This is a genomic window from Agaribacter marinus, from assembly GCF_030160655.1.
Lineage (GTDB): Bacteria > Pseudomonadota > Gammaproteobacteria > Enterobacterales > Alteromonadaceae > Glaciecola > Glaciecola marina.
In genome coordinates this window covers 219,032-240,895 of sequence record NZ_BSOT01000019.1, presented here as the reverse complement: position 1 = coordinate 240,895, position 21,864 = coordinate 219,032, and the positions used below count along the sequence as shown (strand labels likewise).

20 protein-coding genes are annotated in these 21,864 nt (G+C 41.3%); 5 read left to right on the top strand and 15 right to left on the bottom strand.

Annotated features, from left to right (window positions below; genetic code table 11):
* Nucleotides 1–131 precede the first annotated feature (131 nt).
* Together ygfZ and QQK00_RS19925 are read left to right on the top strand one after the other, a co-directional pair.
* Complete coding sequence (gene ygfZ / locus QQK00_RS19930) at nt 132–1,073, top strand: CAF17-like 4Fe-4S cluster assembly/insertion protein YgfZ (protein ID WP_284219453.1); 942 nt, start codon at nt 132–134, stop codon at nt 1,071–1,073.
* A 19-nt stretch (nt 1,074–1,092) separates the two neighbouring features.
* On the top strand, nt 1,093–1,572 hold the full coding sequence (locus QQK00_RS19925) for an FKBP-type peptidyl-prolyl cis-trans isomerase (RefSeq protein WP_284219452.1): 480 nt from the start codon (nt 1,093–1,095) through the stop codon (nt 1,570–1,572).
* Between the two features lie 127 nt (nt 1,573–1,699).
* On the opposite strand, the gene QQK00_RS19920 is transcribed toward QQK00_RS19925, so the two are convergent.
* Together QQK00_RS19920 and nadE are read right to left on the bottom strand one after the other, a co-directional pair.
* Entirely contained in the window at nt 1,700–2,041 is a 342-nt protein-coding gene (locus tag QQK00_RS19920) for a P-II family nitrogen regulator (protein WP_284219451.1), read from the bottom strand.
* A 3-nt stretch (nt 2,042–2,044) separates the two neighbouring features.
* A complete protein-coding gene (gene nadE, locus QQK00_RS19915) occupies nt 2,045–2,875 on the bottom strand; it encodes an NAD(+) synthase (RefSeq protein WP_284219450.1) in 831 nt (276 codons plus the stop codon).
* 120 nt (nt 2,876–2,995) lie between these two features.
* On the opposite strand from nadE, the gene QQK00_RS19910 reads away from it, so the two are divergent.
* The gene (locus QQK00_RS19910; protein WP_284219449.1) at nt 2,996–3,571 is read left to right on the top strand and encodes a GspH/FimT family pseudopilin; all 576 of its coding nucleotides are present in this window, start codon (nt 2,996–2,998) and stop codon (nt 3,569–3,571) included.
* A gap of 133 nt (nt 3,572–3,704) precedes the next feature.
* Entirely contained in the window at nt 3,705–4,253 is a 549-nt protein-coding gene (locus QQK00_RS19905) for a GspH/FimT family pseudopilin (RefSeq protein WP_284219448.1), read from the top strand.
* A 20-nt stretch (nt 4,254–4,273) separates the two neighbouring features.
* On the opposite strand, the gene QQK00_RS19900 is transcribed toward QQK00_RS19905, so the two are convergent.
* The 11 genes from QQK00_RS19900 to murJ form a co-directional block, all read right to left on the bottom strand.
* Nucleotides 4,274–4,738, bottom strand: coding sequence for a type IV pilin protein (locus QQK00_RS19900; protein WP_284219447.1), 465 nt, complete (start codon nt 4,736–4,738; stop codon nt 4,274–4,276).
* 29 nt (nt 4,739–4,767) lie between these two features.
* Nucleotides 4,768–8,859 carry a PilC/PilY family type IV pilus protein gene (locus QQK00_RS19895; protein ID WP_284219446.1) on the bottom strand — a complete coding sequence of 1,364 codons (4,092 nt, stop codon included), beginning with the start codon at nt 8,857–8,859 and terminating at the stop codon, nt 4,768–4,770.
* Between the two features lie 12 nt (nt 8,860–8,871).
* On the bottom strand, nt 8,872–9,435 hold the full coding sequence (locus QQK00_RS19890) for a PilX N-terminal domain-containing pilus assembly protein (protein ID WP_284219445.1): 564 nt from the start codon (nt 9,433–9,435) through the stop codon (nt 8,872–8,874).
* On the bottom strand, nt 9,432–10,313 hold the full coding sequence (locus QQK00_RS19885; RefSeq protein ID WP_284219444.1) for a PilW family protein: 882 nt from the start codon (nt 10,311–10,313) through the stop codon (nt 9,432–9,434). Before QQK00_RS19885 ends, QQK00_RS19890 begins: the two co-directional genes overlap by 4 nt.
* Complete coding sequence (gene pilV / locus QQK00_RS19880; protein ID WP_284219443.1) at nt 10,310–10,951, bottom strand: type IV pilus modification protein PilV; 642 nt, start codon at nt 10,949–10,951, stop codon at nt 10,310–10,312. The genes QQK00_RS19885 and pilV overlap by 4 nt, the downstream gene beginning before the upstream one ends.
* A gap of 200 nt (nt 10,952–11,151) precedes the next feature.
* Nucleotides 11,152–12,096, bottom strand: coding sequence for a 4-hydroxy-3-methylbut-2-enyl diphosphate reductase (gene ispH, locus QQK00_RS19875; RefSeq protein ID WP_284219442.1), 945 nt, complete (start codon nt 12,094–12,096; stop codon nt 11,152–11,154).
* Nucleotides 12,097–12,102: 6 nt separating this feature from the next.
* On the bottom strand, nt 12,103–12,546 hold the full coding sequence (gene fkpB, locus QQK00_RS19870) for an FKBP-type peptidyl-prolyl cis-trans isomerase (RefSeq protein ID WP_284219441.1): 444 nt from the start codon (nt 12,544–12,546) through the stop codon (nt 12,103–12,105).
* Complete coding sequence (lspA, locus tag QQK00_RS19865; RefSeq protein WP_284219515.1) at nt 12,539–13,036, bottom strand: signal peptidase II; 498 nt, start codon at nt 13,034–13,036, stop codon at nt 12,539–12,541. The genes fkpB and lspA overlap by 8 nt, the downstream gene beginning before the upstream one ends.
* Nucleotides 13,029–15,845, bottom strand: coding sequence for an isoleucine--tRNA ligase (gene ileS, locus QQK00_RS19860; protein WP_284219440.1), 2,817 nt, complete (start codon nt 15,843–15,845; stop codon nt 13,029–13,031). Before ileS ends, lspA begins: the two co-directional genes overlap by 8 nt.
* Before the next feature lie 17 nt (nt 15,846–15,862).
* On the bottom strand, nt 15,863–16,786 hold the full coding sequence (gene ribF / locus QQK00_RS19855) for a bifunctional riboflavin kinase/FAD synthetase (RefSeq protein WP_284219439.1): 924 nt from the start codon (nt 16,784–16,786) through the stop codon (nt 15,863–15,865).
* Between the two features lie 157 nt (nt 16,787–16,943).
* Nucleotides 16,944–18,521: a murein biosynthesis integral membrane protein MurJ gene (murJ, locus tag QQK00_RS19850; protein WP_284219438.1), complete on the bottom strand. Its 1,578-nt coding sequence runs from the start codon at nt 18,519–18,521 to the stop codon at nt 16,944–16,946.
* Between the two features lie 205 nt (nt 18,522–18,726).
* On the opposite strand from murJ, the gene rpsT reads away from it, so the two are divergent.
* Nucleotides 18,727–18,990, top strand: a complete 264-nt coding sequence (gene rpsT, locus QQK00_RS19845; protein WP_284219437.1) for a 30S ribosomal protein S20 — start codon at nt 18,727–18,729, stop codon at nt 18,988–18,990.
* Nucleotides 18,991–19,397: 407 nt separating this feature from the next.
* On the opposite strand, the gene QQK00_RS19840 is transcribed toward rpsT, so the two are convergent.
* Nucleotides 19,398–21,284 carry a SurA N-terminal domain-containing protein gene (locus QQK00_RS19840; RefSeq protein ID WP_284219436.1) on the bottom strand — a complete coding sequence of 629 codons (1,887 nt, stop codon included), beginning with the start codon at nt 21,282–21,284 and terminating at the stop codon, nt 19,398–19,400.
* A 154-nt stretch (nt 21,285–21,438) separates the two neighbouring features.
* The gene (locus tag QQK00_RS19835; RefSeq protein ID WP_284219435.1) at nt 21,439–21,711 is read right to left on the bottom strand and encodes an HU family DNA-binding protein; all 273 of its coding nucleotides are present in this window, start codon (nt 21,709–21,711) and stop codon (nt 21,439–21,441) included.
* Between the last annotated feature and the right edge of the window lie 153 nt (nt 21,712–21,864).

Genomic DNA, 21,864 nt, shown 5'->3' with positions numbered 1-21,864 from the left:
TTAAGAACACAACTAACAAATATGCCTTACCTACGTTTTTGCCAAAATAAATTTGTCAGTAAAAGATTGTAAAAACACACGACGTCCCAAGATCCTTGGTACATACGAGGTGGTGAATTTTTGAGGTATATATGTTTCATTTTTTGGCTAAGTTAGAGTCAGAATCCGTACTACGCATATCTGGTGAAGACAAAAATAAGTATTTGCATGGACAAATAACGGTGAATACTGAAAATTGGATAAATAATACGGCAAGACTCGCCGCTCATTGTGATTTTAAAGGGAAAATGTGGAGTAGTTTCTATTTAAGCGATTATCACGATGAATTCTTAGTTACCGGTCACGATACGTCTAATGAAGCCTCGCTGCGCGAATTAAAAAAATATGGTGTATTTTCTAAAGTCACAATAGAAAAAGCTGAAGACTTGTCCATATTTGGCGCAGCTGGCGATGACGCAGAATCTATTCTAAAGGAAATGTTTGACAACTTACCGGAACAACACCTCAATACAATAACTAGCGACTATGGTCTTCTTATTCGATTAGATTACCCGCAAGTTGACACCAACAAGGCTGTTTATAAATGTATATTGAACTTGGCTGGCCAACGCATATTAGAAGATAAAGGTAGCAAACTAATCGGCAATGAAACCCTATACAATTATGCTGAAGTACTTGCTTGTGTGGGTAACATTCAACAAGCGACAGTCGGCGAATACGTTCCCCAAATGTTTAACTTGCAATTACTGCGTGCGATCGATTTTGATAAAGGTTGCTATATGGGCCAAGAGGTTGTCGCAAGAACGAAGTTCTTAGGAAAAAATAAAAGGGCTTTGTTTCTGTTGAAAAGTAGTGACGTAATTAGTGACCTGACGGTTGGTGCACTGTTAGAAAAGCAGATTGGCGAAAACTGGCGAAGGGGCGGTCAAATTATTCGAATTGCTACAAATGAAGAAAACTCACTAGCCCTCGCTGTATTGCCAAATGACACACATTATGGCGATATGTTACGATTAAAAGATAGCGAGTATACGTTTACCGTTTTGGCTCACCCATACCCATTTACACAATGACGAATAGGCACACAAATTCATGCAGATAGCAGACAATCATGTTGTAACCATACACTACACGGTAAAAACGACAGACGGTGACGAAATTGATTCTTCATCAGGGCAAGATGCCTTATCTTTTATACAAGGTAGTCACTACATGATTGCTGGACTAGAAGAGGCATTGTACGATAAAAAAAGTGGTGATGAATTTACCGTAACCATTACACCCGATAAAGCCTATGGCGATCGTAACGACAATTTGGTTCAAGAAGTCCCTCTCAGTATGTTTGAAGGCATGGAAGTAGACGTTGGAATGAGCTTCAGAGCTACCACCGACCATGGCGAACAATCAGTCATCATTATAGACAAAAGTGATGATGCTATTACGGTAGATGGAAATCATCCATTAGCAGGACAGACCTTGGTTTTCGATGTAAACATTGAAGATGTAAGAGGCGCGACTGATGACGAAATATCACATGGCCATGTGCATGGTAAGGGTGGCTGCAGCCACTAACTCCCATAGAAAAGCCTGACAATCTTGTTTGTACTAATTCAATTCAGTAATTAGTTAAATTAGTTAAATTAGTTAAATTAGTTAATGCGGCCCATCCGCATTAACTAATTCACATTTACACTGCAAACTAACTTAATGCATCTTCAGATTCTTCACCCGTTCTGATTCTTATTGCTCGCTCGACATTGTAAACAAAAATTTTGCCATCACCAATGCGCCCAGTTTTAGAGTTTTCAACAATTGACTCAACAACCCTTTCTACTAAATCGTCCGTAACAATTACCTCTAATTTAGTCTTCGGTAGAAAATCAACCGAATATTCAGCGCCTCGATATAATTCTGTGTGACCTTTTTGACGCCCAAAGCCTTTTACTTCCGTAATCGTAAGGCCTGAAATCCCAATAGCCGACAAACCTTCGCGCACATCATCTATCTTAAATGGTTTTATTATTGCTTCTATTTTTTTCATATTTTACTCATTATCGTAAATAGTAGGAATTGGCACACGTTTATGCTGAGTGCGAGTGTAAATATCTATTAACTGTTGGTCGGCAAGTGCGTCAGTACTTTTACCTTCCAAGAAATCGTCAATTTGATCATATGATAAGCCTAGAGAGTCTTCATCTGCGAGTTGAGGGTTTAAGGATTCAAGATCAGCGGTGGGTGCTTTGCTCATCACATTATTAGGTGCCCCTAAAAATGCTGCAACTTGTCTCACTTGACGTTTACTTAAACCAAAGAGCGGCGCTAAGTCACAGGCACCGTCACCAAATTTAGTATAAAAACCCGTGATATTTTCAGCAGAGTGGTCAGTGCCAAGCACTAAACCTTTCATTAACCCGGCAACATCATACTGAACAGCCATACGTGTACGTGCTTTAGTATTACCTTTTACAAAGTCATCTGCACTTGCCTCAGCAACATACGCCCCAACCTCTTTCAACGCATTAACAGCTTCATCATGAATAGCATCGGCGCCGTTTTTTACGTTTGCAGTAATAGATAAAGAGGGTTGAATAAATTCAATACTCGCTTGCGCATCAGCTTCGTCCGCTTGTTTGTCGTAGGGTAAGCGAATGGCTATAAATTGATAGTCACTGCCTTTTTCATTGAGTTCGTTAATGGCTATTTGCGCAAGTTTCCCTAACGTACATGAATCTATACCACCACTAATTCCAAGCACAAGCGTTTTTAGGTTAGCAGAAATTAATTGCTCTTTGATGAAATCAACGCGGCGCTTAACTTCAAGTTCTGGCGAAATTGACGGCAATACTCTCATTTCGTTAATAATCGCTTGTTTCAACCTTGCTCTCCCTTATTTTAGATTATAGTACGTATGTAAAACACTAATCGATTGGTCACGCATATACCCAAACCAACTTGCGTAAAGGTATAGTCTACATCCTACTAAAAGGGGTTTGAAGTGATATCTCATTATCCAGTGAAAAGTCGTCAACAAGGTGTGACACTGTTGGAGCTGATGATTACATTGGCAATTGCAGCTATATTAGTGACGTTGGTTGCACCTAGCGTACAATCTATCGTGGCAACAAATAGAATCGCCTCTCAAATAAACGACACGAGTGCGGCTATTCAATTTGCAAGATATAGTGCAATTGATAGACAAACAAACACAGTTATTTGCCCATCTTCGAATTACACCACCTGCAATATGTCAAACTGGAATTTACCTAAGATCGTATTTGTTGACAGTAACCAAAATAATCAGCGAGATGCTGACGAAGAATTATTACATTCAACACAATCTGCGGTTGGTGATATCTTGGTTTCTGGCCCAAATGAAATCATAGGTTTTGTCGATACCGGCGCGAGCCGATTACCGAATGTATCATTAATAAAGGTATGCCCATCAGACGGCGACGTTAAGTTGGCAAGAGGTTTAAACATCAACCAACAGGGTCGTGTAAAAATCAGCGGCGATAGTGACAACAACGGCGTGCATGAGGATATAGAAGGCACTGCTCTCACCTGTTCGTAATCATGGCCAGCGCTATTCATTAGCGTAAGTAACCTAAAATCTTTGACAATAATCTGGTTAACAGTACAGCAGCATATTGTTCCGCGCCCGCGTACAATCTTTGTTCTAAAAATTCTATACATGGATTGTACAATTGAATACAAAATCATCCGGCGTTACCTTGCTAGAAATGATGATTGTCTTAACCATTGCAAGTATTATTTTCTTATTTGCAACGCCGAGCGCACAACACCTTATTGCAAAAAGTAGAATCACTGCAGCGGTCAACGACACGAGTGCCCTGCTTCAGTATGCAAGATATATGGCGGTATCAAAATACAAAAAAATCGTTATTTGTCCTACAAGTAACGCTATAGACTGTAATCTTATAGATTGGCACCTACCATTAATCGTATTTCAAGATGATAACTACAATGGCAAACGTGACCTAGACGAAAAAATTCTTCGTCGAGGCTTACACGCAAGCGCACAAGTGATAGTCAAAGGACCAAAGAAAAGAATCGCGTTCCAACGAGGTGGCAGTTTAAGCAGTCCCGCCACAATCAACATATGTTTAAAAGAGAAAACTCAAATATACAATCGTGCTCTATATGTTAGCCTCAATGGCAGAATTAGGTTAAGCAAAGATACAAACGGTGATAGTTACCATGACAATGGCTACGGTAAGGATGCACTGTGCTGATATGCTGATATGCTGATATGCTAACAATTCCAGCAATATTCTGATGAATCAATCGTGCCATTGTCATTTTGATCCCATGCTTTTCGACCATCGCTAAAAATGAATAGGGCGCCAGAACCTTCAACTAATGAACCACTCACTGGTGCAGCCTTCAATATAAACGTTTGTCCATTTGTCGGTACATCATCAATGGTCAATATGTACTTTTTGTTTTCAACCGGCCCTGAAGCAGGTGAATGGCCAGTGAAAATCGCAGGCGTACCCGTGTCGCCTCCACCTGCCGCCGCAGCTTTATAAGTAAAAACAGACGCATTGTGACGCTCCATTGCACCTGCAAATGCCATTAAATCAGCCTGAACTGCACTACGCGCACTGCCAGCCATAGTGTTCTTATAACTAGGATAAGCAACCGCAGCAATAATCCCGACAAGTGCCACGACTATCATTAACTCTACAAGACTGAAACCCTTCTTTAACTTATTCATTCTGACCACCCACTCATGTATCGTTTACTCTACTGATTCTCAACTTCGGTTTTCCAAGTGTCTTTTTGCACCCGCTCAAAGCGTCCATAAATGTTTTGTGCTAAACACTCAAAATTCGAACCACACGCAACTTCATTTCCATCCTCATCTAGCTCAATCACTGCGCTAACACACTCCGCGCCAAGGCAAACGACAGGCTTTATAATGTTTTCGATAAGAATTTTAGTGTCTGGTGCTATCCCCGTTTGCGCCAATTGCGCATACCGGTCTTCGTGTTCATCCACGTTATTCTCGTTCAGATCCGCAATTGCATTGCCATTTACCAAATTTACCAAATACGCCCGACTGTTACCGGTCGGTGGCGCACATAGGCTATCGCTTGCACTTGCAGGTAAATAAGACGTGAAAAATACTTTATAATCTAAGATCAATGGCGAAGCTAAGATCTTCTCCCCGCCAGCTGACAGTTTAAGGGTCCAACCATCTTTATCTAAAAATTGTGTGTTTGCCAGTTCTCGCTCAGCCTCATCATCAGAAGTCAACAAATGATCTGTCGCGTCATACAGATCAAATATGGTAAACGGTGAGTCTGGAAACGCAAATTTGTTATATTCATCTCTAGCAAAGACACCTTTATCTTTGAGCATAAAGAAATGATCTTGAATACTTGAATTCAGCGGCCCCGCTCTAAAACCAGAGCCAATCGTTACTGCATAATAGCGCTCTTCACCAATAACTATTTCAGAAACGTCTGGTGCGTAGTAGAAGCGACGGTTTTCTTCTTCACTATCACCACCCAATTGTGCAATTAACTCGCCTTTTGCTAAGTCACTTGGACCACTCCCCTGGTAGATATCAATTCTGAAGAGTTGCCCCCCCATGTCCGCAACATACAAATGATCAGCTAAAGAATCATGATCACGGTCAATAACCGCAATTCTGGCTGGAATACTATATTGCATACTAGGTATATTTAAATCCGCACCGGCATTGCTGGCTGACCATAATAAATCACCGTTATCAGCATCTACAATGAATACACTATTGCCAACGGAATCAACTGTTCGAACAAGTTTGTCGTCTTGCTCCCCATCGTAACCGCCACCGATAACTAGGACGTCTTTTACCGTGCCGCTAATATTCATTTTAGTTAGAATGGGCCTTGACCAACTTTGACCGAGATTTTCAAATGCACCATTGCCGCCATCTATTTTGTATACAAACTTGGGGTTAAACTTCTCAGTGACATCAATAACGTAATAATTGTTGCCACCCCGACGCATACCAACATACAACCAAGTTTTACCTTCAAACTGACGGATAACAATATCGCCATCCAAACCATAGATATGATTGAATGACGAATTATCTTGATAAAAATCATGTAAGTTACTAAGTAATTCTCGGGGAATTATTGCAAAATTCTCTTCACCGGTTTCAGCATCAAAAGAATGTAAAAAACCATGATTGGTAGCAACAAATATTGCGCTATCCGTTGCCGAATAGTTCACAATAACTGGCTGCGAATGAATAGGATCGCCCATCATCATGTTTATGTCCGTCGTTGAACCATTGCCATTGTCGTCCAAGACGTCTACCCCTCGGGCCCACTTTAAAAGTTGAACCCGCAGAGAATCTGGCTCTGCCACATCAGTGATAGCAAGCGTACTTGTTGTGATCGTTGAGTTAGATTCATTCAAGCTATTCGATGATGAGAATATCGTGCCCGGCGTATCATCAAAGGCATAAATGTTTCTAACAAGATCCAAACTTCCAGTCGCCCCCCCCAGCCTCACGTCATTACCATCAACCAACGAAGACCAATAGCTATGCGCATTTTCAGAAAAGAAACCGGTATTCGGATCTACCGCATCCAATCCATTTTTGTCTTTAACCACGTCGCCATCAATCTTATATTTCTTCAGGTTGCCCGGCCACAAAGTGCCTTCAGCTGGCTTAAATAGTGCAAAATACAGTTCATCCCTATGTGTTAAACGATTTAATTGGTTAACTGCGACACCCGGAGAAACAAATGTAGTATTCACATCTTTGACTTGGCGTAAAATAGTTTCAAACGCCGCAAGTAAATCTTCGCTGTTATCGGCCTTGTAGAAGCCGCCACCACTTTGCAATGCTAATTGATTTAAGAAATTGTTTGCGTCTGCATTTGCGGCAAAACCAATCGTATGAGTAACGACTCTGGCATCGATAACTGAATCACCTGAATCACTGATATTTTTAACCAAATCTAAGCCGCACTTCTCACCACCGGACCCGGTACAGGTATTGCCAAGCAATGACTGAATCTTAGTAACACTGTGGTTATTGTTTGCTTGACCGTCGGATAATAGCACGATGTGGTTATTGGTTTGGCACTGCAAATCCTCTATAGGCGATATGTAAGTCGCACCAGCAGGAATATACTCATTGATACAGCTTGAGCTATTTAGGTTGTCATCGGTACAACCTGAAGCGCGCACAGGATCTGCACCTATATACGACGAGCGATGACTTACGCGAGTAGAGCGTTGCACATAATCGTTCACGCTCGGCTCCCCGCGTTTGCGACCGTAATCGACATTTCGACCACCAAAATATAAGGATGCTTCATACAAAGTATCAACGATTGGCGTAAGACCATTCGCATTTAGTTCATCAACTTTACCTATCAAATGCTGTCTTACTGTTGCAGTAGTGCCAGGCGTAGCATTACCTTGATACTCAACTACTAACCTTGTCGCGCCAGACGGTTTTCCATTAAAAGAATAAGCGCCGCGTTTTGCAAAATTAAAATCAGAAAACACAAACATCATTTCGTTGTTTGGTTCCCAGCCTGATCTATCGACAATTTCCTGAACAATAGAGGTGACTGAAGGACTCTGATAAACCTCATTTCTCGTCCATGACGGTATACTCGTCCACATAACACTAGCTGAGGTTTTTGGTTTATCCCGAAGTAAATATCGAGTATAGGGTGAGAAATCTTCAGGATCGTCTTGTGCAACGCCTCGAATCTTCATCTGAGCGCCACTATTGGAATAATTATTGTATGCCGTAAACTCTAAATAAGCATTTTGAATTACGGCACCTTGTGGCAAGGCGACATTTTTAAACCGAGTGCCAATGTAGCTATTTGAGCCGGAGTAAAATGTTAGCTCGCTACCCGTAGACTGATAACCATTCGAACGTTCTTCGGCATTTTCATCTTGCTGATCTACCTGATAAATGAGGCGGTCTCGAATACAGCCCGTGGCAGTCGATTCATCGTAGGTAACCACTAATTGAGGCGCTCTACTGTTTCCATCGTCATTTGAGTACGCTCTTCTATCACTCAAGGGGTCTGAACTAATCCCTTCAACCAACAAAGACAGATTGTTTTTGCCGCACCAGTCCCCTCTATTGACTATTTCTTGGATAACCGCGGATATATCTGGAGATGTGATTGTTTCGTTGGTAAATGGAAAGCTATTTTCACTGTCCCAATGCACATATGCACCTGTTTTGGCTCTAGTATTAATATTGTTTGTAACATTCTCGAATTCAGCTGAATCACCTACCGATTCGCCGAAAATTTTGAATTCACTTGCAGTAGTGTCTAGATTTACACTGGTAAGGCGTAAGTAAGCGGACGTAATTACTGCACCACGCGGAATATTTAAACTTTGAAAACGTACTCCCGTCAAGACGGCCTCTGTGCCACTTGTTAGTCTTAGTTGACCATTCGCGGTATTCATCGACCCACTGGTCTCATAAGCGTCGTCATTTCCGCTGATCACCGGAACAATAAGTTCTGGCGATACTGGGGTGTCAATGCCTCTGACAGGAAATAAAACAGGCCCACCAAAATCAGAAAATCGCATTAAGCCGGCATTAATATTTGTGGCACTACCTAAGGCATCTCGAAGCGCGTTTTGTACTCTTTGCATGCGAGACTGATCGGTGCCATCTTTACCGCCCATTGACCCTGAGGTATCCATAATAAATAGAACGTTTGGGTTATACGTTAAACTGGTTTCTCCAGTGCCAATGTAAATCTCTAAATCATCTGCCATAGCAGAATAACTGATTAAACTACTTAACACATATGCGGTGAGCAGGACGAGGGACTTTTTAAACAACATAATCGCCTCCAATTAGTTTGATGCCGGGGCAAAAACCGCGGCAGATAAAGTATTAGCAACAGCGTAGCTGCTACCTTCTGATTGACCACAGCCTCTTACCAAAAACAAATGACAATTGATATTGCTGCCACCAATAACATTGCTAGAGCCGCGGCAAGCCTGCTCTCTCACAAATACTGTGCGTGACCACGCATCAATGGGTGGATTGGTACTAAACTTCTGAGCAGTAGTATGCCGAGTGCCAAACGTCATTCCGTCGGACGTTGTAGAACGGGTAATTCGGGTATCGTCAAAACAACTTAAACGCTCATTGATTAAATCGATGGCATTTGCTTGACGAGCCTCCGAAAGAGGGTCAAGTAATGCAGGGTCACCTAATACCGACTCGTCTTCTGACTCAAAAACCACACCAGCTATAGCCGCTTCAGCCGCATCAAAGGCGACCGACTTTTTTTCTAATGAAGCAGCCATTTTTGTTTGAAGCAAACTACTGGATACTGAACTCACGCCTAATATGGTTATCGACAATAAAACCAGTAAAGCGAAAACCATGACTAAGCCTTGTTGTTTATTCATGCTGCCCCCCTAGCAAAATTCTTTGTATTTCTTAAGGTGATTGTTGTTTCAAATGCCTTATATAAACCTAAATCTGGTGCGGTTATGCCATCTTCATTAAGCAATTTAAATCGAGAAGGTTGGGTAACAAAACCTTCCCCATCACCACGCACTACTAACGCGATCCTAACGGCAACTACGTGTGAATTATTGATATAGGCTTGCGGAAGCTCTTCAGCACTGATGTATTGAATAGGCCTAGTTGTGCCATTGGTGGCTCCAATTCTAGTTATCCCATAAACCACTTGAAAACTCAGCACATCGTCAAGCAGTGTTACGCCCGCATGTCCGTTGTGACCAACTGCAACTTTTTGCCCGCGCACCACTCGCCCATCAAATCCCCGACATTTTAATTTCCCATCCTCAACAAAGTATTCATTCACTACATAGAATTCCTCGTCGGGTACAGGGGCTACTCGGGCGTACCCTAAATCATAGGCTCTACAGTCTCTATCAGACTGCAATGACACTACCAAAGTATCATTCGCGCCGTCCGCACCTTGTTGTGCGCCTAGCGCTGGCCGCGAAGGAAAATCCCCTGGCACGGGAATTGGATGATTTCTGACAAATGCCCCCTCCTCCACTATGTCCACTAACCGGCTCAAATTTGGTGACAGAGGGTCATACAATCCCGTCATTAGTAAATCATCGCGCAACCTAGACATGATGTACCGGCCATTTTCTTGCGCACTTGCGACGGCCTTATTAAATTTATCAGTAACGCTATTGCTTACCATTATTTGAATTACCGCCCCAGAAATTACTAGGCCCAACGCGAGTGATATCATTAACTCAACAAGCGTTACCCCTTTTTGTCGTTTAGCCGCTATGTGATTCATAGGGTTACCTCAATTACCACACAGTCGAACTCTTGACTGCCAGCAGCATTACAATTGCCATTTGCAGTACGATCTAACCCTTGCCAACTAGGTGCTGGCCATTTGACCATTATTTTGTGAATAGAACCGGCAGTGCATGTATCTGCATCGGCAGGCTCTTTGTCGGTGCATGCAACTGACAACTCCGCTTCAGGACTTGCCACCTCGGCAGCACAAGACATTTTGTAGGCATCAAATACAGCAAATTGAGCAGCGCTGCATTCGCCGTCTAAGCAATTGGGGATCGCTGCGGGTATTTCATTGCAAAAACAATCAAAATCACTTTGGTCAGAACCACAGCTGAGATTATTAAAATTGTAGTTAATTGGATTGAAGTAAGCGTTATCAGCCACAAAACCGTCTGTCACAACGGAAGGCACAACTGACGCCCTTAACCTTTCCGTCATTTGTTGCGCGACGAGTACTGCTTGTGTACGGACAAGAGCTTCTTTGTTGGAAAAAGAGCCGATAAACTGCATTGAAGCAACACCCAATAAACCAACAGACAGTATAAACAGCGTAATAAGTACTTCTAACATACTTATGCCTGCTTGGTTACCGCTTGTTAGTTTTGGATTACAGTTATTTTGGAGTCTCATACTTCAACCGAATACATTTGCCATGACGTCACTTTATTATGAAATCGGCAAATATAGGTTATTCAGTATGAGTCTAAGGTATTAAATTAAAAAAAGTACTGTCTATCAGGATGGTTTTTCGTTGCTTTACCACTACGCAAGCAGTCAATGTTGTATAGCCATTGGGTGTATTATACGGGCTAATCTATCAATAAAGCGCTTTAAGAAACTTGCTTTATTCTCAGTTCTTTAGGGACGGCAAATTCAACATTTTCTTCTCGCCCTTTACGCTCAGATGCCTTATTCGCACCCCACGCAATTAGCCGTTCAACAACACCTTGTACTAAAATTTCTGGCGCAGATGCCCCTGCGGTCACACCCACGCTGGAAGCAGAGGAAAACCACTCTTTCTGTATACAATCTTTGTCAGCGATGAGGTAAGCTCGAGCGCCAATCTTCTCGGCCAATTCGCGTAAACGATTAGAATTGGAGCTGTTCTGTGCACCAACGACCAACAACACATCACAATCTTGCGCTAACTCTCGTACTGCATCTTGGCGATTTTGTGTTGCATAACATATGTCGTCTTTTCTAGGACCATCGATTTTAGGAAATTTAGCTCTTAGGGCGTCGATGACATCCGCAGTATCGTCAACCGATAATGTAGTTTGACTGCAATAATACAATTCGTTTGGATTGTTCACCGACAACGCTTCGACATCAGACTCGGATTCAACAAGATAAATGCCGCCTTCAGGATTACTGTACTGTCCCATTGTTCCTTCGACCTCTGGGTGACCATGGTGTCCGATGAGCACGCACTCCGTTCCTTTCTTACTTGCGCGCATAACTTCCATATGCACTTTTGTCACCAGTGGGCACGTTGCATCAAAGATTTTTAAACCACGCGCATCAGCTTCTTTCCTGACGGCTTGTGACACGCCATGAGCAGAAAAAATTACAATATTGTCATCAGGAATTTCACTCAGTTCATCCACAAAAATTGCACCGCGCTCCTTTAAGCCATCAACCACAAACTTGTTATGTACTACCTCGTGACGAACATAAATCGGTGGCTCAAATATTTCCAAAGCTCGCTCTACAATTGTTATTGCTCTATCTACTCCTGCACAAAAACCACGCGGATTAGCTAAATGAATATCCATAGTACGCTACCTTACTTCTATAATTTCGACGTCAAAAATAACATCTTGACCAGCTAACGGATGATTAAAATCAACCGTCACTGACTGACCAGCGACTGCGCGAATAATACCGGGAAGTTCACTACCATCAGGTTGCGAAAAACCCATTATCATGCCGTCAGAAAGTTCTGTGTCTGCCGCAAACTTGCTTCTATCGATATGATAAATATTGTCGGGATTAGGCATGCCAAACGCTTCATTTGCAGAAATTTCAAAGGTCTTTTTATCGCCAGCACCTAGCCCCCTCAAACAATCCTCAAAATTTTTGGTTAAGCTACCGTCTCCCATCACCATTTTGGCCGGCTTTTTATTCACACGTGTACTATCAACTGCTGATCCATCACTGAGTTTCAAATCAAAATGGAGTATCACTTCACTATTGTCTGAGATACTCAAAATAGACTCACTCATCTTTCGTCTCTTCCTTATTTACAAACATATCCCATATTAATAAGGCCGCACCAATAAAAATTGCTGAATCAGCGACGTTAAACGCGGGCCAGTGATAGGTACCATAGTAAAAATCAAGAAAGTCGATAACATAACCATACAGCATCCTATCAAGCAGGTTACCCAACGCACCACCCAAAATGAATGAAAACGAGACGGGCAATAATGTTTGCTCACGAGGAGATTTTCTTAACCACCACAAAATTAGCAAACTAACGCCTAATGCGACTGCACTTAAGAAATAGCGCTGCCAACCACCTGCATCATATAAAAAACTGAATGCGGCACCATAATTATGTACGTAAGTTAAGTTGAAAAAAGGCAAAATTTGGATGGATTGATATAAATCCATACTGCTCACAACTGCTTGTTTACTCCACTGATCTAAGATAAGTGCAATTGCACTTATCCAAGTAAAACGTAAGCCTGTTGTCTTAAAAAGATTAAGCATATTTTCTGATTTCTCCGCTACCATCGACATTTTCGATACACCTGTTACAGAGTTCTTCATGCTTTGGATTACTGCCTACTTCTGGTTTGTAATGCCAACATCTCACGCATTTCTCGCCGTCTGCTTTTTCGATACTTATAGCAAAACCAAGGTCAGAGTGTATTTCAGCAGATTCAGGCTTCGCATCTAAATCTAACACGTTTGCTTCTGACGTGATTAAAACAAAACGTAATTCATCTTCAATAGTAGCAATTTGTTGTTTCAGCGCTTCTGGTACATACAAGGTGACCTTTGCTTCTAAAGAACCACCAATCACTTTTTGATTTCTCGCCTGTTCAAGTTTGCTGTTTACGGCATTTTTGACTGCGAGGATTTGCTGCCAAAAATCATTATCTAGCGATGAACAAACTGTCGGGAAGTTACCATACCACGCGTCAGTGAATACGAATTCGTCGCGTTGACCTGGCATTACTTGCCATACTTCTTGAGCTGTAAAACTCGTTATCGGTGCCATCCAGCGCACTAACGCTTCAACAATGTGGTAAAGCGCCGTCTGACATGACCTACGCGCATGTCCATCTGCTTTAGCGGTATATTGCCTATCTTTAATTACGTCAAGATAAAAGCTGCCCAATTCAATAGAGCAGAATTGCATCATCTTTTGGCTCACTGTTAGCATGTCATAGGTTTCATATGCAGTTAGAATTTCGCCTTGAATTTTTTGCGCTCTTTCTACGATCCAAGCGTCTAGCTCAACCAAATCGTCACCGGCCACCAAATCAGTTTCAGGGTTAAAACCATTGAGGTTTGCTAACAAGAAGCGACAAGTATTTCGAATACGGCGATAAGCATCTGCAGCTCGTTTCAGAATTTCGTCGCTGACCGTCATTTCTCCGCGATAATCCGTAGACGCCGTCCACAGTCTCAATATATCGGCGCCAAGTTTATTGGTAACTTCTTGAGGCGCGACCACATTGCCCAGTGACTTAGACATCTTCCGACCATTGGCATCTACAGTAAAGCCATGAGTAAGTACCTGTTTGTACGGTGCATGTCCTTGCATCGCAATAGATGACATCAAAGAAGACATAAACCAACCGCGATGTTGATCAGACCCCTCTAGATACAAATCAGCTGACGCTGGAATATCGTCACGCTGGTCAACCACAAAGTGATGAGTTACGCCCGAATCAAACCATACGTCTAAAGTATCTGTCACTTTGTCATAGTTTGATGCATCATCTCCGATAAGCGATTCAATTGACATATCAAACCACGCTTGAATACCCTCTGATTCTATCGCTAGCGCTACTTTTTCCATTAAGGATTCAGTATCAGGATGAAGCTCCCCAATTTGCTTGTGTATTAACAATGCAATTGGCACACCCCATGTACGTTGACGAGAGATACACCAATCTGGCCGACCTTCCACCATGCTTTTTATACGATTTTCACCCCATTCTGGGATCCACTGAGTATTCTCTATTTCTTTTAATGAAGCACCTCTTAAGTCTTGTTTGTCCATGCTAACAAACCATTGAGGTGTCGCTCTAAATATGATCGGTGTTTTATGGCGCCAGCAATGCGGATAACTATGCTCGTATTTTACGTTTAGCACTAAGTTTCCGGCATCTTCTAAGGCATCAATAATCGTACTGTTTGCTTTGAAGACATGCTGCCCCGCAAACATTGGCGTATTTTCTAAGTAAACACCATTTCCGCCCACTGGGTTGTATACTTCAATGTCATAAGCTTTACCTACATTAAAATCATCCACACCATGCGCAGGCGCAGTATGCACGCAACCAGTACCTGATTCCGTAGTAACGTGTTGACCCAAAATAAGAGGCACTTGTATATCAAATAATGGATGGTTTAAACGAATATTTTCTAGCGCAGCGCCAGTGACTGTTTGAACAACATCATAGCCTTCAAGTTTGTAGCGTTTAGCACATGCGTCAACCAAATCGTCAGCAAGTAGCATATATTCACCCGCGCCATTGCGATTCACCTTTACCAACGCATACTTAAGCTCAGGGTGAATACTCACTGCACGGTTTGCAGGAATTGTCCAAGGGGTCGTTGTCCAAATAACCACTTTAGCTAAAGATGCTATGTCAGTATTGATATCAAATGCTTTAGCAAATGCATCAACATCATGTATTGAAAAAGCGACATCTATTGCTGGCGATACTTTATCTTGATATTCAACTTCAGCTTCTGCTAACGCAGAACCGCAATCTGTGCACCAGTGAACAGGTTTGAAGCCTTTTTCTAAATGACCAGAAGTAACAATTTTCGCCAGTGCGCGAACAATATCTGCTTCAGATTTAAAATCCATTGTCCGGTAAGGCTGTTGCCAATTACCTAAAACGCCTAAACGAATAAAGTCCTGACGTTGACCATCGATCTGCTTTTGCGCATATTCACGGCATTTTTGTCTGAACTCAGCAACACTCACTTTCTTACCAGGCTTTCCAACCTTCTTTTCTACCATTAACTCTATCGGAAGACCGTGACAATCCCACCCTGGTACGTAAGGCGCGTCAAACCCAGACAATGTTTTTGACTTAATAATAATGTCTTTGAGAATTTTGTTTACAGCATGACCAATATGAATATTGCCATTTGCATAAGGAGGGCCATCATGCAATATAAATGGCTTTTTACCGTGACGCGCTTGACGAATTTTTCCATATAAGTCATTTTCCGTCCAAGACTTCAACATCTGTGGTTCGCGCTGCGCTAGATTTCCACGCATTGGAAACGCAGTTTCTGGTAAGTTAAGTGTCGATTTATAATCACTCATTTTGGTTTCCATATTCTCTATATTTTCAACAAGCGCTTTGCTTGTTTTACATCTAATTTTATTTGCTCTTTTAGTTCATCAATATTCTTGAACTTTTGTTCGTCACGAATTTTCGCAACAAACTCTATACAAATCCGTTTACCGTACAAGTCATCTTTAAAATCAAAAATATGCACTTCGAGTTGCATCCGTTTGCCATGCAACGTCGGTCGTTTACCTAAATTAGCAATACCTAGGCGTCGCTCATTTTGCCATTGGACAACAACAGCAAAGACGCCATGAACAGGTGCCTTTTTGTGTTTTATAATTACATTTGCCGTCGGAAATCCAATTGTGCGTCCATTTTTTTCGCCATGCACGACTCGACCTTTTATCGCATACGCTCTGCCTAACATCTCATTTGCATCTTTAAATCGAGATGTTGATAGCGCATCTCTAATTTCAGTAGAGCTTATCCTGCAATTTTTTAGACGATAACTTTGCGTACTGACGACTTCAAAGCCAAATGTCGCCGATGATTGTCGCAAAAACTCAAAATCACCCAATCGCTTACAACCAAACCGAAAGTCATCGCCGACAACTAAAAATTTAACACCTAACTGATTTACTAATAGCGCTTCAACAAACTGTTCAGGAGTTTGTGAGGCAAACTTTGTGTCAAATCTAACGCAAATGAGCCGATCTATTCCGATGTCCCTCAATTGCTCATATTTATCACGTAAAGACGACAATCGTGCAGGTGCTTTGTCCGGAGCGAAAACCTCTTCTGGTTGTGGTTCAAAAACCATCACAGCAGAAGGTAAATTAAGACGTTTTGCTTGTTCAATCAGATTATTCAGAACAGCTTTGTGGCCTTGATGCACACCATCGAATTTACCAATGGTAAGCACACAGCCATGATGCCGATGCTCAATATTGTGAATACCCCTGACTAATTCCAACGTTCGATTACCCGAAATTACAAAACACACCACCTATTCACGTAACAATCATGTTAGGGGTATGTAGCCTGCGCAAAGCGGCAGATTATATACGGAAATAGATGCATTAACCAAGGTATTCGCTTGGATTAAGGTCATTTTTTGATTTATTCTAATGTTAACCGTCGATTGAACTTAAATTATCTTGCCGAACAAAATGTTTGACGCGCATTCCAACAAGAATCAAAGCGACAAAATAGCTCACAACACCGATGATTATCAATACACCTAATTCGTACAGTCGTTCAACAAAAGTAAGTGCAGCCCAATCAGTTTCACTGTTCCACAAAGTGATACAGCTACACATGATAATTGCACTTAGAATCACTCTAAATAGAAAAAACCATGTCGCCTTTGTGATCTTATAAACGCCCAAAAAACTTAGGCGCCGGTATAATAAAAACGCATTTAAGGAACCTGATATAGAAGTAGCGATAGCGAGGCCAATATAACCAAAAGGAATGGCCAGAATAATATTAAACACCATATTAACCACCATCGTAATAATACCGTATTTAACAGGCGTTTTTGTATCTTGGCGACTGTAAAAAGCCGGTGCAAATATTTTTACCAACATAAAGCTAAACAAACCAAAAGAATACGCCATTAAGCTATAGGATGCTTTATAACCATCATCTACTTCAAAAGCACCACCTTGGAATATCACCATAAGTAATGGGAACGATAATACAAATAAAGCGACGCCAGCAGGTATTCCTAACATGCTAACAATTCTTATTGCCCAATCCAATGTGGAGGAAAATGTATTGGCATCTTTAGTCACGTGATTCCTAGAGAGTGATGGCAATATCACAGTCGCAATAGCGATGCCGAATAGCCCCAGTGGAAACTCGAGTAATCTGTCTGAATAGTACAGCCAACTTATTGAACCAGTAACAAGAAAACTCGCAATGAAAGTATCTAATAGTAAGTTAATTTGGCTCACAGACACGCCAAATAACGCAGGAATCATCAACGTTCGCACTTTAGTTACATATTTGTCTTGCCAACCCCAGCGAGGTTTAACCAAAACTCCAGCTTTTGCCAAGAAAGGCAGTTGAAACCCAAGTTGCACGGCTCCACCAATAAAAACGCCCCACGCCAAAGCAAATGCAGGTTCCTCTATATGAGGGATCATAAAAAACGCGCATGCAATAATGCTGATGTTAAGTAAAACCGGCGTAAAGGAAGATACCGCAAATTTATGCATTGTGTTTAAAATAGCACCCGCAAAACCAGTCAGTGAAATAAAGAAAATATAAGGAAATGTAATTTTAAGCAGTGTTGACGCCAAAACAAATTTTTCGCCATCTTGCTCTCCATGCCAGTAATCCAAAAACCAACCAAACCCAAATAGTCCGGTAATAATAGGGGATGCAATAACGCCAACAATAGCCGTAATAAATAAAATTAACCCTAAGGTCCCAGACACCTTTGCGATGAATTCTTTTTGTCGTTTTTCATCCTCATTTTCTAACACTTCAGTCAACACTGGGATGAATGCCTGAGCAAATGCGCCTTCAGCAAATAATCGTCGTAAAAAATTGGGGATCTTATTAGCAAAGATATATACATCTGCGGCAGCGTCTGCACCGACTATCCGCGCAATGACAACATCACGCACTAAACCTAAAATCCGCGATATTAGTGTCATCAAGCTCACAACAATACCCGCTTTTAAGAGCTTTTTAGCCACTTACATCCCCAGTAATATATATATAACAAAGCGCATATTATAAGATTATGACTCAAAAACTATATTAGATTTCCATGATTTCTTAAAAATATCAAAATTTGAGCACTTTTTTACGTATTTATGCGGAAAGCCAATTGACAAAAACGCACATAACTTAGATAATCCGCACCCTCAATTTTGACATGAACATTTTTAGGAGTACAACTTGGCTAACATTAAGTCTGCTAAGAAACGTGCAATTCAAGCTGAAAAGCGTCGCCAGCATAATGCAAGCCGTCGCTCCATGACGCGTACTTGCATCAAAAAAGTTGTTGCCGCTATCGAAGCAGGCGACAAAGACGCAGCGCAAACAGCGCTAACTGCAGCAGTTCCAGTATTGGATAGAATGGCAACAAAAGGCCTTATCCATAAGAACAAAGCTGCTCGTCATAAGTCACGTTTGACAGCACAAGTTAAAGCACTAGCATAATTCATTTACACTAGTCTTTTAGAAAAAACCGGTGATTGCCTTGCAACACCGGTTTTTTTATACCATCGTTAAAGATGGTAATATTTTAAAGATTATAATGCAGCGTGCGCCCATTAATCTCTATCCAACTGTTTCACGTATAAAAGAAAAAAGGGAAAAACATGATTAAGTTTCTATTTCTTATTCCCGTGTCATTATGTCTAGTTTGGTACGGATATTTATCACATAAAGGATATTCTTTATCCCAAGGTAAACAAGGCTTCATGTACATTATTGTATTATCTTCTGTGGTACTTATTTTTTTTACATTCGCAGCATTATACTTCTGAAAAACGCTAACAAACATTAAACGTTCTCAACCAAAAAAGGCACCAAATCAGGTGCCTTTTAAAGTACTAACGTTAAATTTATTGAAGAATTTGAATGTCGGCCTCGGCCTTTAACGCTTCAATGAAGTTTTCGTATGTACGTTGCGATTGTTGAGAGGCGTAACGACCACTGAATGCCTCTATATCGGCCTCTAAAGGGGCGTCGGCGTCAAATATACTATCTAACTTAACAATGCCTACATTTCCATTATTAAGAAGTACTACAGCTGAATTGCTTTCATTGCTAAGCGCTAATCCAAACAACTCTTCTGTTAGTTGCCTAGCGATAATCGAATTGTTTCTTTGTAAGCCTTTGTGTTCAGCCCAAGAAAGTGATTTCTCGGCTAATTTACTGTTTGTTTCTTCGTTATTTGCAATTAAAGACTGTACATCTTGTGCCCATAAAAGCGCCGTTTGCTGCGCTTTTTCGGCTTTCAATGTTTGTTCAATGCCACTAGATACTTCATCTAAACTTTGCGTACGCTGTGGTTTGTGTTCCGCTACTCGCACTATCATAACTTTTTCATCACTCACAGTAAGTAATTCGCTATTCACTGCGCTATCAACTAAATCCGAAGAAAAGGCAACATTTTGCACTTGAGGATAGTCGACTGATGCTGGGTAAGTAGAATTGCTGAAAAAGTTTGTTTCTAACACTGGCCTATCAATTAGCTCTGCAATATCATCAAGCGAGTCTGACGATTCAAATGCAACACGCTCCATTTCGGCCTGAAGTGTAAAGAATTCATCTAGCGCTTTTTCGCGCTTCAAGTCTGTCAGGGTGTCTGTATTCACTTCGTCTAATGATGATACCTTTTCCTTCTTAAGAGAAGTAAGTTTAATTATGTGATAACCAAAATCAGTTCTCACTGGCGCAGACACCTCAGCCTCTTCAGACAACGCAAATGCCGCATCTGTAAATGCCTCTTCATAATCACCAATATTGATCTCGCCCAATTCTCCACCGTCTTCCGCACTAACAGTATCATCTGACAACTCTGCTGCTATGGTGGCAAACGCTTCACCAGCTTTAATCCGTGCCAAGGCCGAATGTGCTTTTGTTAATGCAGCCTCTTCATTGTCGCCAGATTCAAATAAAATATGTGCCACTTCTCTCTGTTCTGGTATCGTATAGTAGCTGATGTTTTCATCATAATACGCTTGAACTTCTTCATTTGAGACAGTAATTCTTGGTAAAATATTGTCGACTGACAAACTAATGAAAGATAGTTTCACCTGCTCTTCTGTATCGTATTGTGTAATATTATTATTGTAGTAATTCAGTACTTCATCATCATTCAAGGTGACGTCTTCAAGATAATCTTCGGCAGAAACCTCTAAGATGCGGGCATCACGCGTTTGTTGTTGCAATGAAAGAAGGTGTTTTGTCGCACTATCCAGACTAATCGTAGTGCCGCTTAATGCTTGACGCAACTGATCTCTGGTCATTTGTTCTCGCATATATTCAGCAAACTCTGTTGGAGAGTATCCAGCACGTTGAATAGCCAAATTGTAAGTATCATTATTAAACTGACCGTCAATTTGGAATTGCGGCAATTCAACAATTGCCTGCTTGATTTGTTCATCACTTACACGTAAACCAAGCGCCGTGGCTTTTTGAGATATGAGCGTATCACCGATAAGTCGGTCAAGCACATTCTGGCGAAAGTCTGATAAGTAACTTTCATTGGCAAAAAGTGTAGCTACTGCTTCACCAAATTGGGCCTCCATGCGACTGCGCTCATTCTGAAAAGCGTTATCTAATGTCTGAGCAGAAATCTCTTCATCATTTACCACCGCTACTGCAGTAGATGAATTTGAAGACAAATAACCACCAACCCCTGTAAAAACGAAGCTTACAACAATAAGTGCAACAATTGCGATTGCCCACGGTCCTTGTATACCTTCTCTAATTCTTTCTAACATTGTTAAGAATAACCTTTAATTTTTTCTTTATAGTCTGATTTTACTTATTGCAAAGGATTATACCCTGTGAATATGTTTCAGGCGAGCGATTATGCGGGATGAACAAAAAAGGCGATGGTATTCACCATCGCCTTTAAATCTGGACTTTAACTTACTAGTTGCAAGAATCTTTTAACGCTTTACCTGCTTTGAAAGAAGGTACTTTAGCAGCAGCAATCTGGATAGTCTCACCAGTTTGAGGATTACGACCAGAACGAGCTGCCCGCTCTCTTACAGAAAAAGTACCAAAACCAACCAATGCTACTTGGTCTCCGTTTTTTAAAGCCTCTGTTACCGCATTAGTAAATGCATCAAGCGCTCGACCAGCAGCAGCCTTAGAAATATCTGCATCACTAGCGATACTCTCGATAATTTGAGTCTTATTCACAATATGATCCCCTTCGTTGTTATTATATTGCTTTACAAAAATAAATTAGCCGCGTTGAACAATGTTATCCCATAAGGAATGTTTCAGCGACGATTTGAGTATTCTTTAGCTCGTAAACCCTTTATTACAAAGGATTAACAAGCTTTACTTTTC

Excerpts from the sequence above, each read along its gene's own strand:
- ileS (WP_284219440.1), bottom strand. The coding sequence starts at position 15,845 with ATGAGTGATTATAAATCGACACTTAACTTACCAGAAACTGCGTTTCCA.
- QQK00_RS19925 (WP_284219452.1), top strand. The coding sequence starts at position 1,093 with ATGCAGATAGCAGACAATCATGTTGTAACCATACACTACACGGTAAAA.
- QQK00_RS19890 (WP_284219445.1), bottom strand. The coding sequence starts at position 9,435 with ATGAATAAACAACAAGGCTTAGTCATGGTTTTCGCTTTACTGGTTTTA.
- QQK00_RS19895 (WP_284219446.1), bottom strand. The coding sequence starts at position 8,859 with ATGTTGTTTAAAAAGTCCCTCGTCCTGCTCACCGCATATGTGTTAAGT.
- QQK00_RS19840 (WP_284219436.1), bottom strand. The coding sequence starts at position 21,284 with ATGTTAGAAAGAATTAGAGAAGGTATACAAGGACCGTGGGCAATCGCA.
- ispH (WP_284219442.1), bottom strand. The coding sequence starts at position 12,096 with ATGGATATTCATTTAGCTAATCCGCGTGGTTTTTGTGCAGGAGTAGAT.
- ygfZ (WP_284219453.1), top strand. The coding sequence starts at position 132 with ATGTTTCATTTTTTGGCTAAGTTAGAGTCAGAATCCGTACTACGCATA.
- lspA (WP_284219515.1), bottom strand. The coding sequence starts at position 13,036 with ATGCTTAATCTTTTTAAGACAACAGGCTTACGTTTTACTTGGATAAGT.
- QQK00_RS19900 (WP_284219447.1), bottom strand. The coding sequence starts at position 4,738 with ATGAATAAGTTAAAGAAGGGTTTCAGTCTTGTAGAGTTAATGATAGTC.
- fkpB (WP_284219441.1), bottom strand. The coding sequence starts at position 12,546 with ATGAGTGAGTCTATTTTGAGTATCTCAGACAATAGTGAAGTGATACTC.
- QQK00_RS19885 (WP_284219444.1), bottom strand. The coding sequence starts at position 10,313 with ATGAATCACATAGCGGCTAAACGACAAAAAGGGGTAACGCTTGTTGAG.
- pilV (WP_284219443.1), bottom strand. The coding sequence starts at position 10,951 with ATGAGACTCCAAAATAACTGTAATCCAAAACTAACAAGCGGTAACCAA.
- QQK00_RS19920 (WP_284219451.1), bottom strand. The coding sequence starts at position 2,041 with ATGAAAAAAATAGAAGCAATAATAAAACCATTTAAGATAGATGATGTG.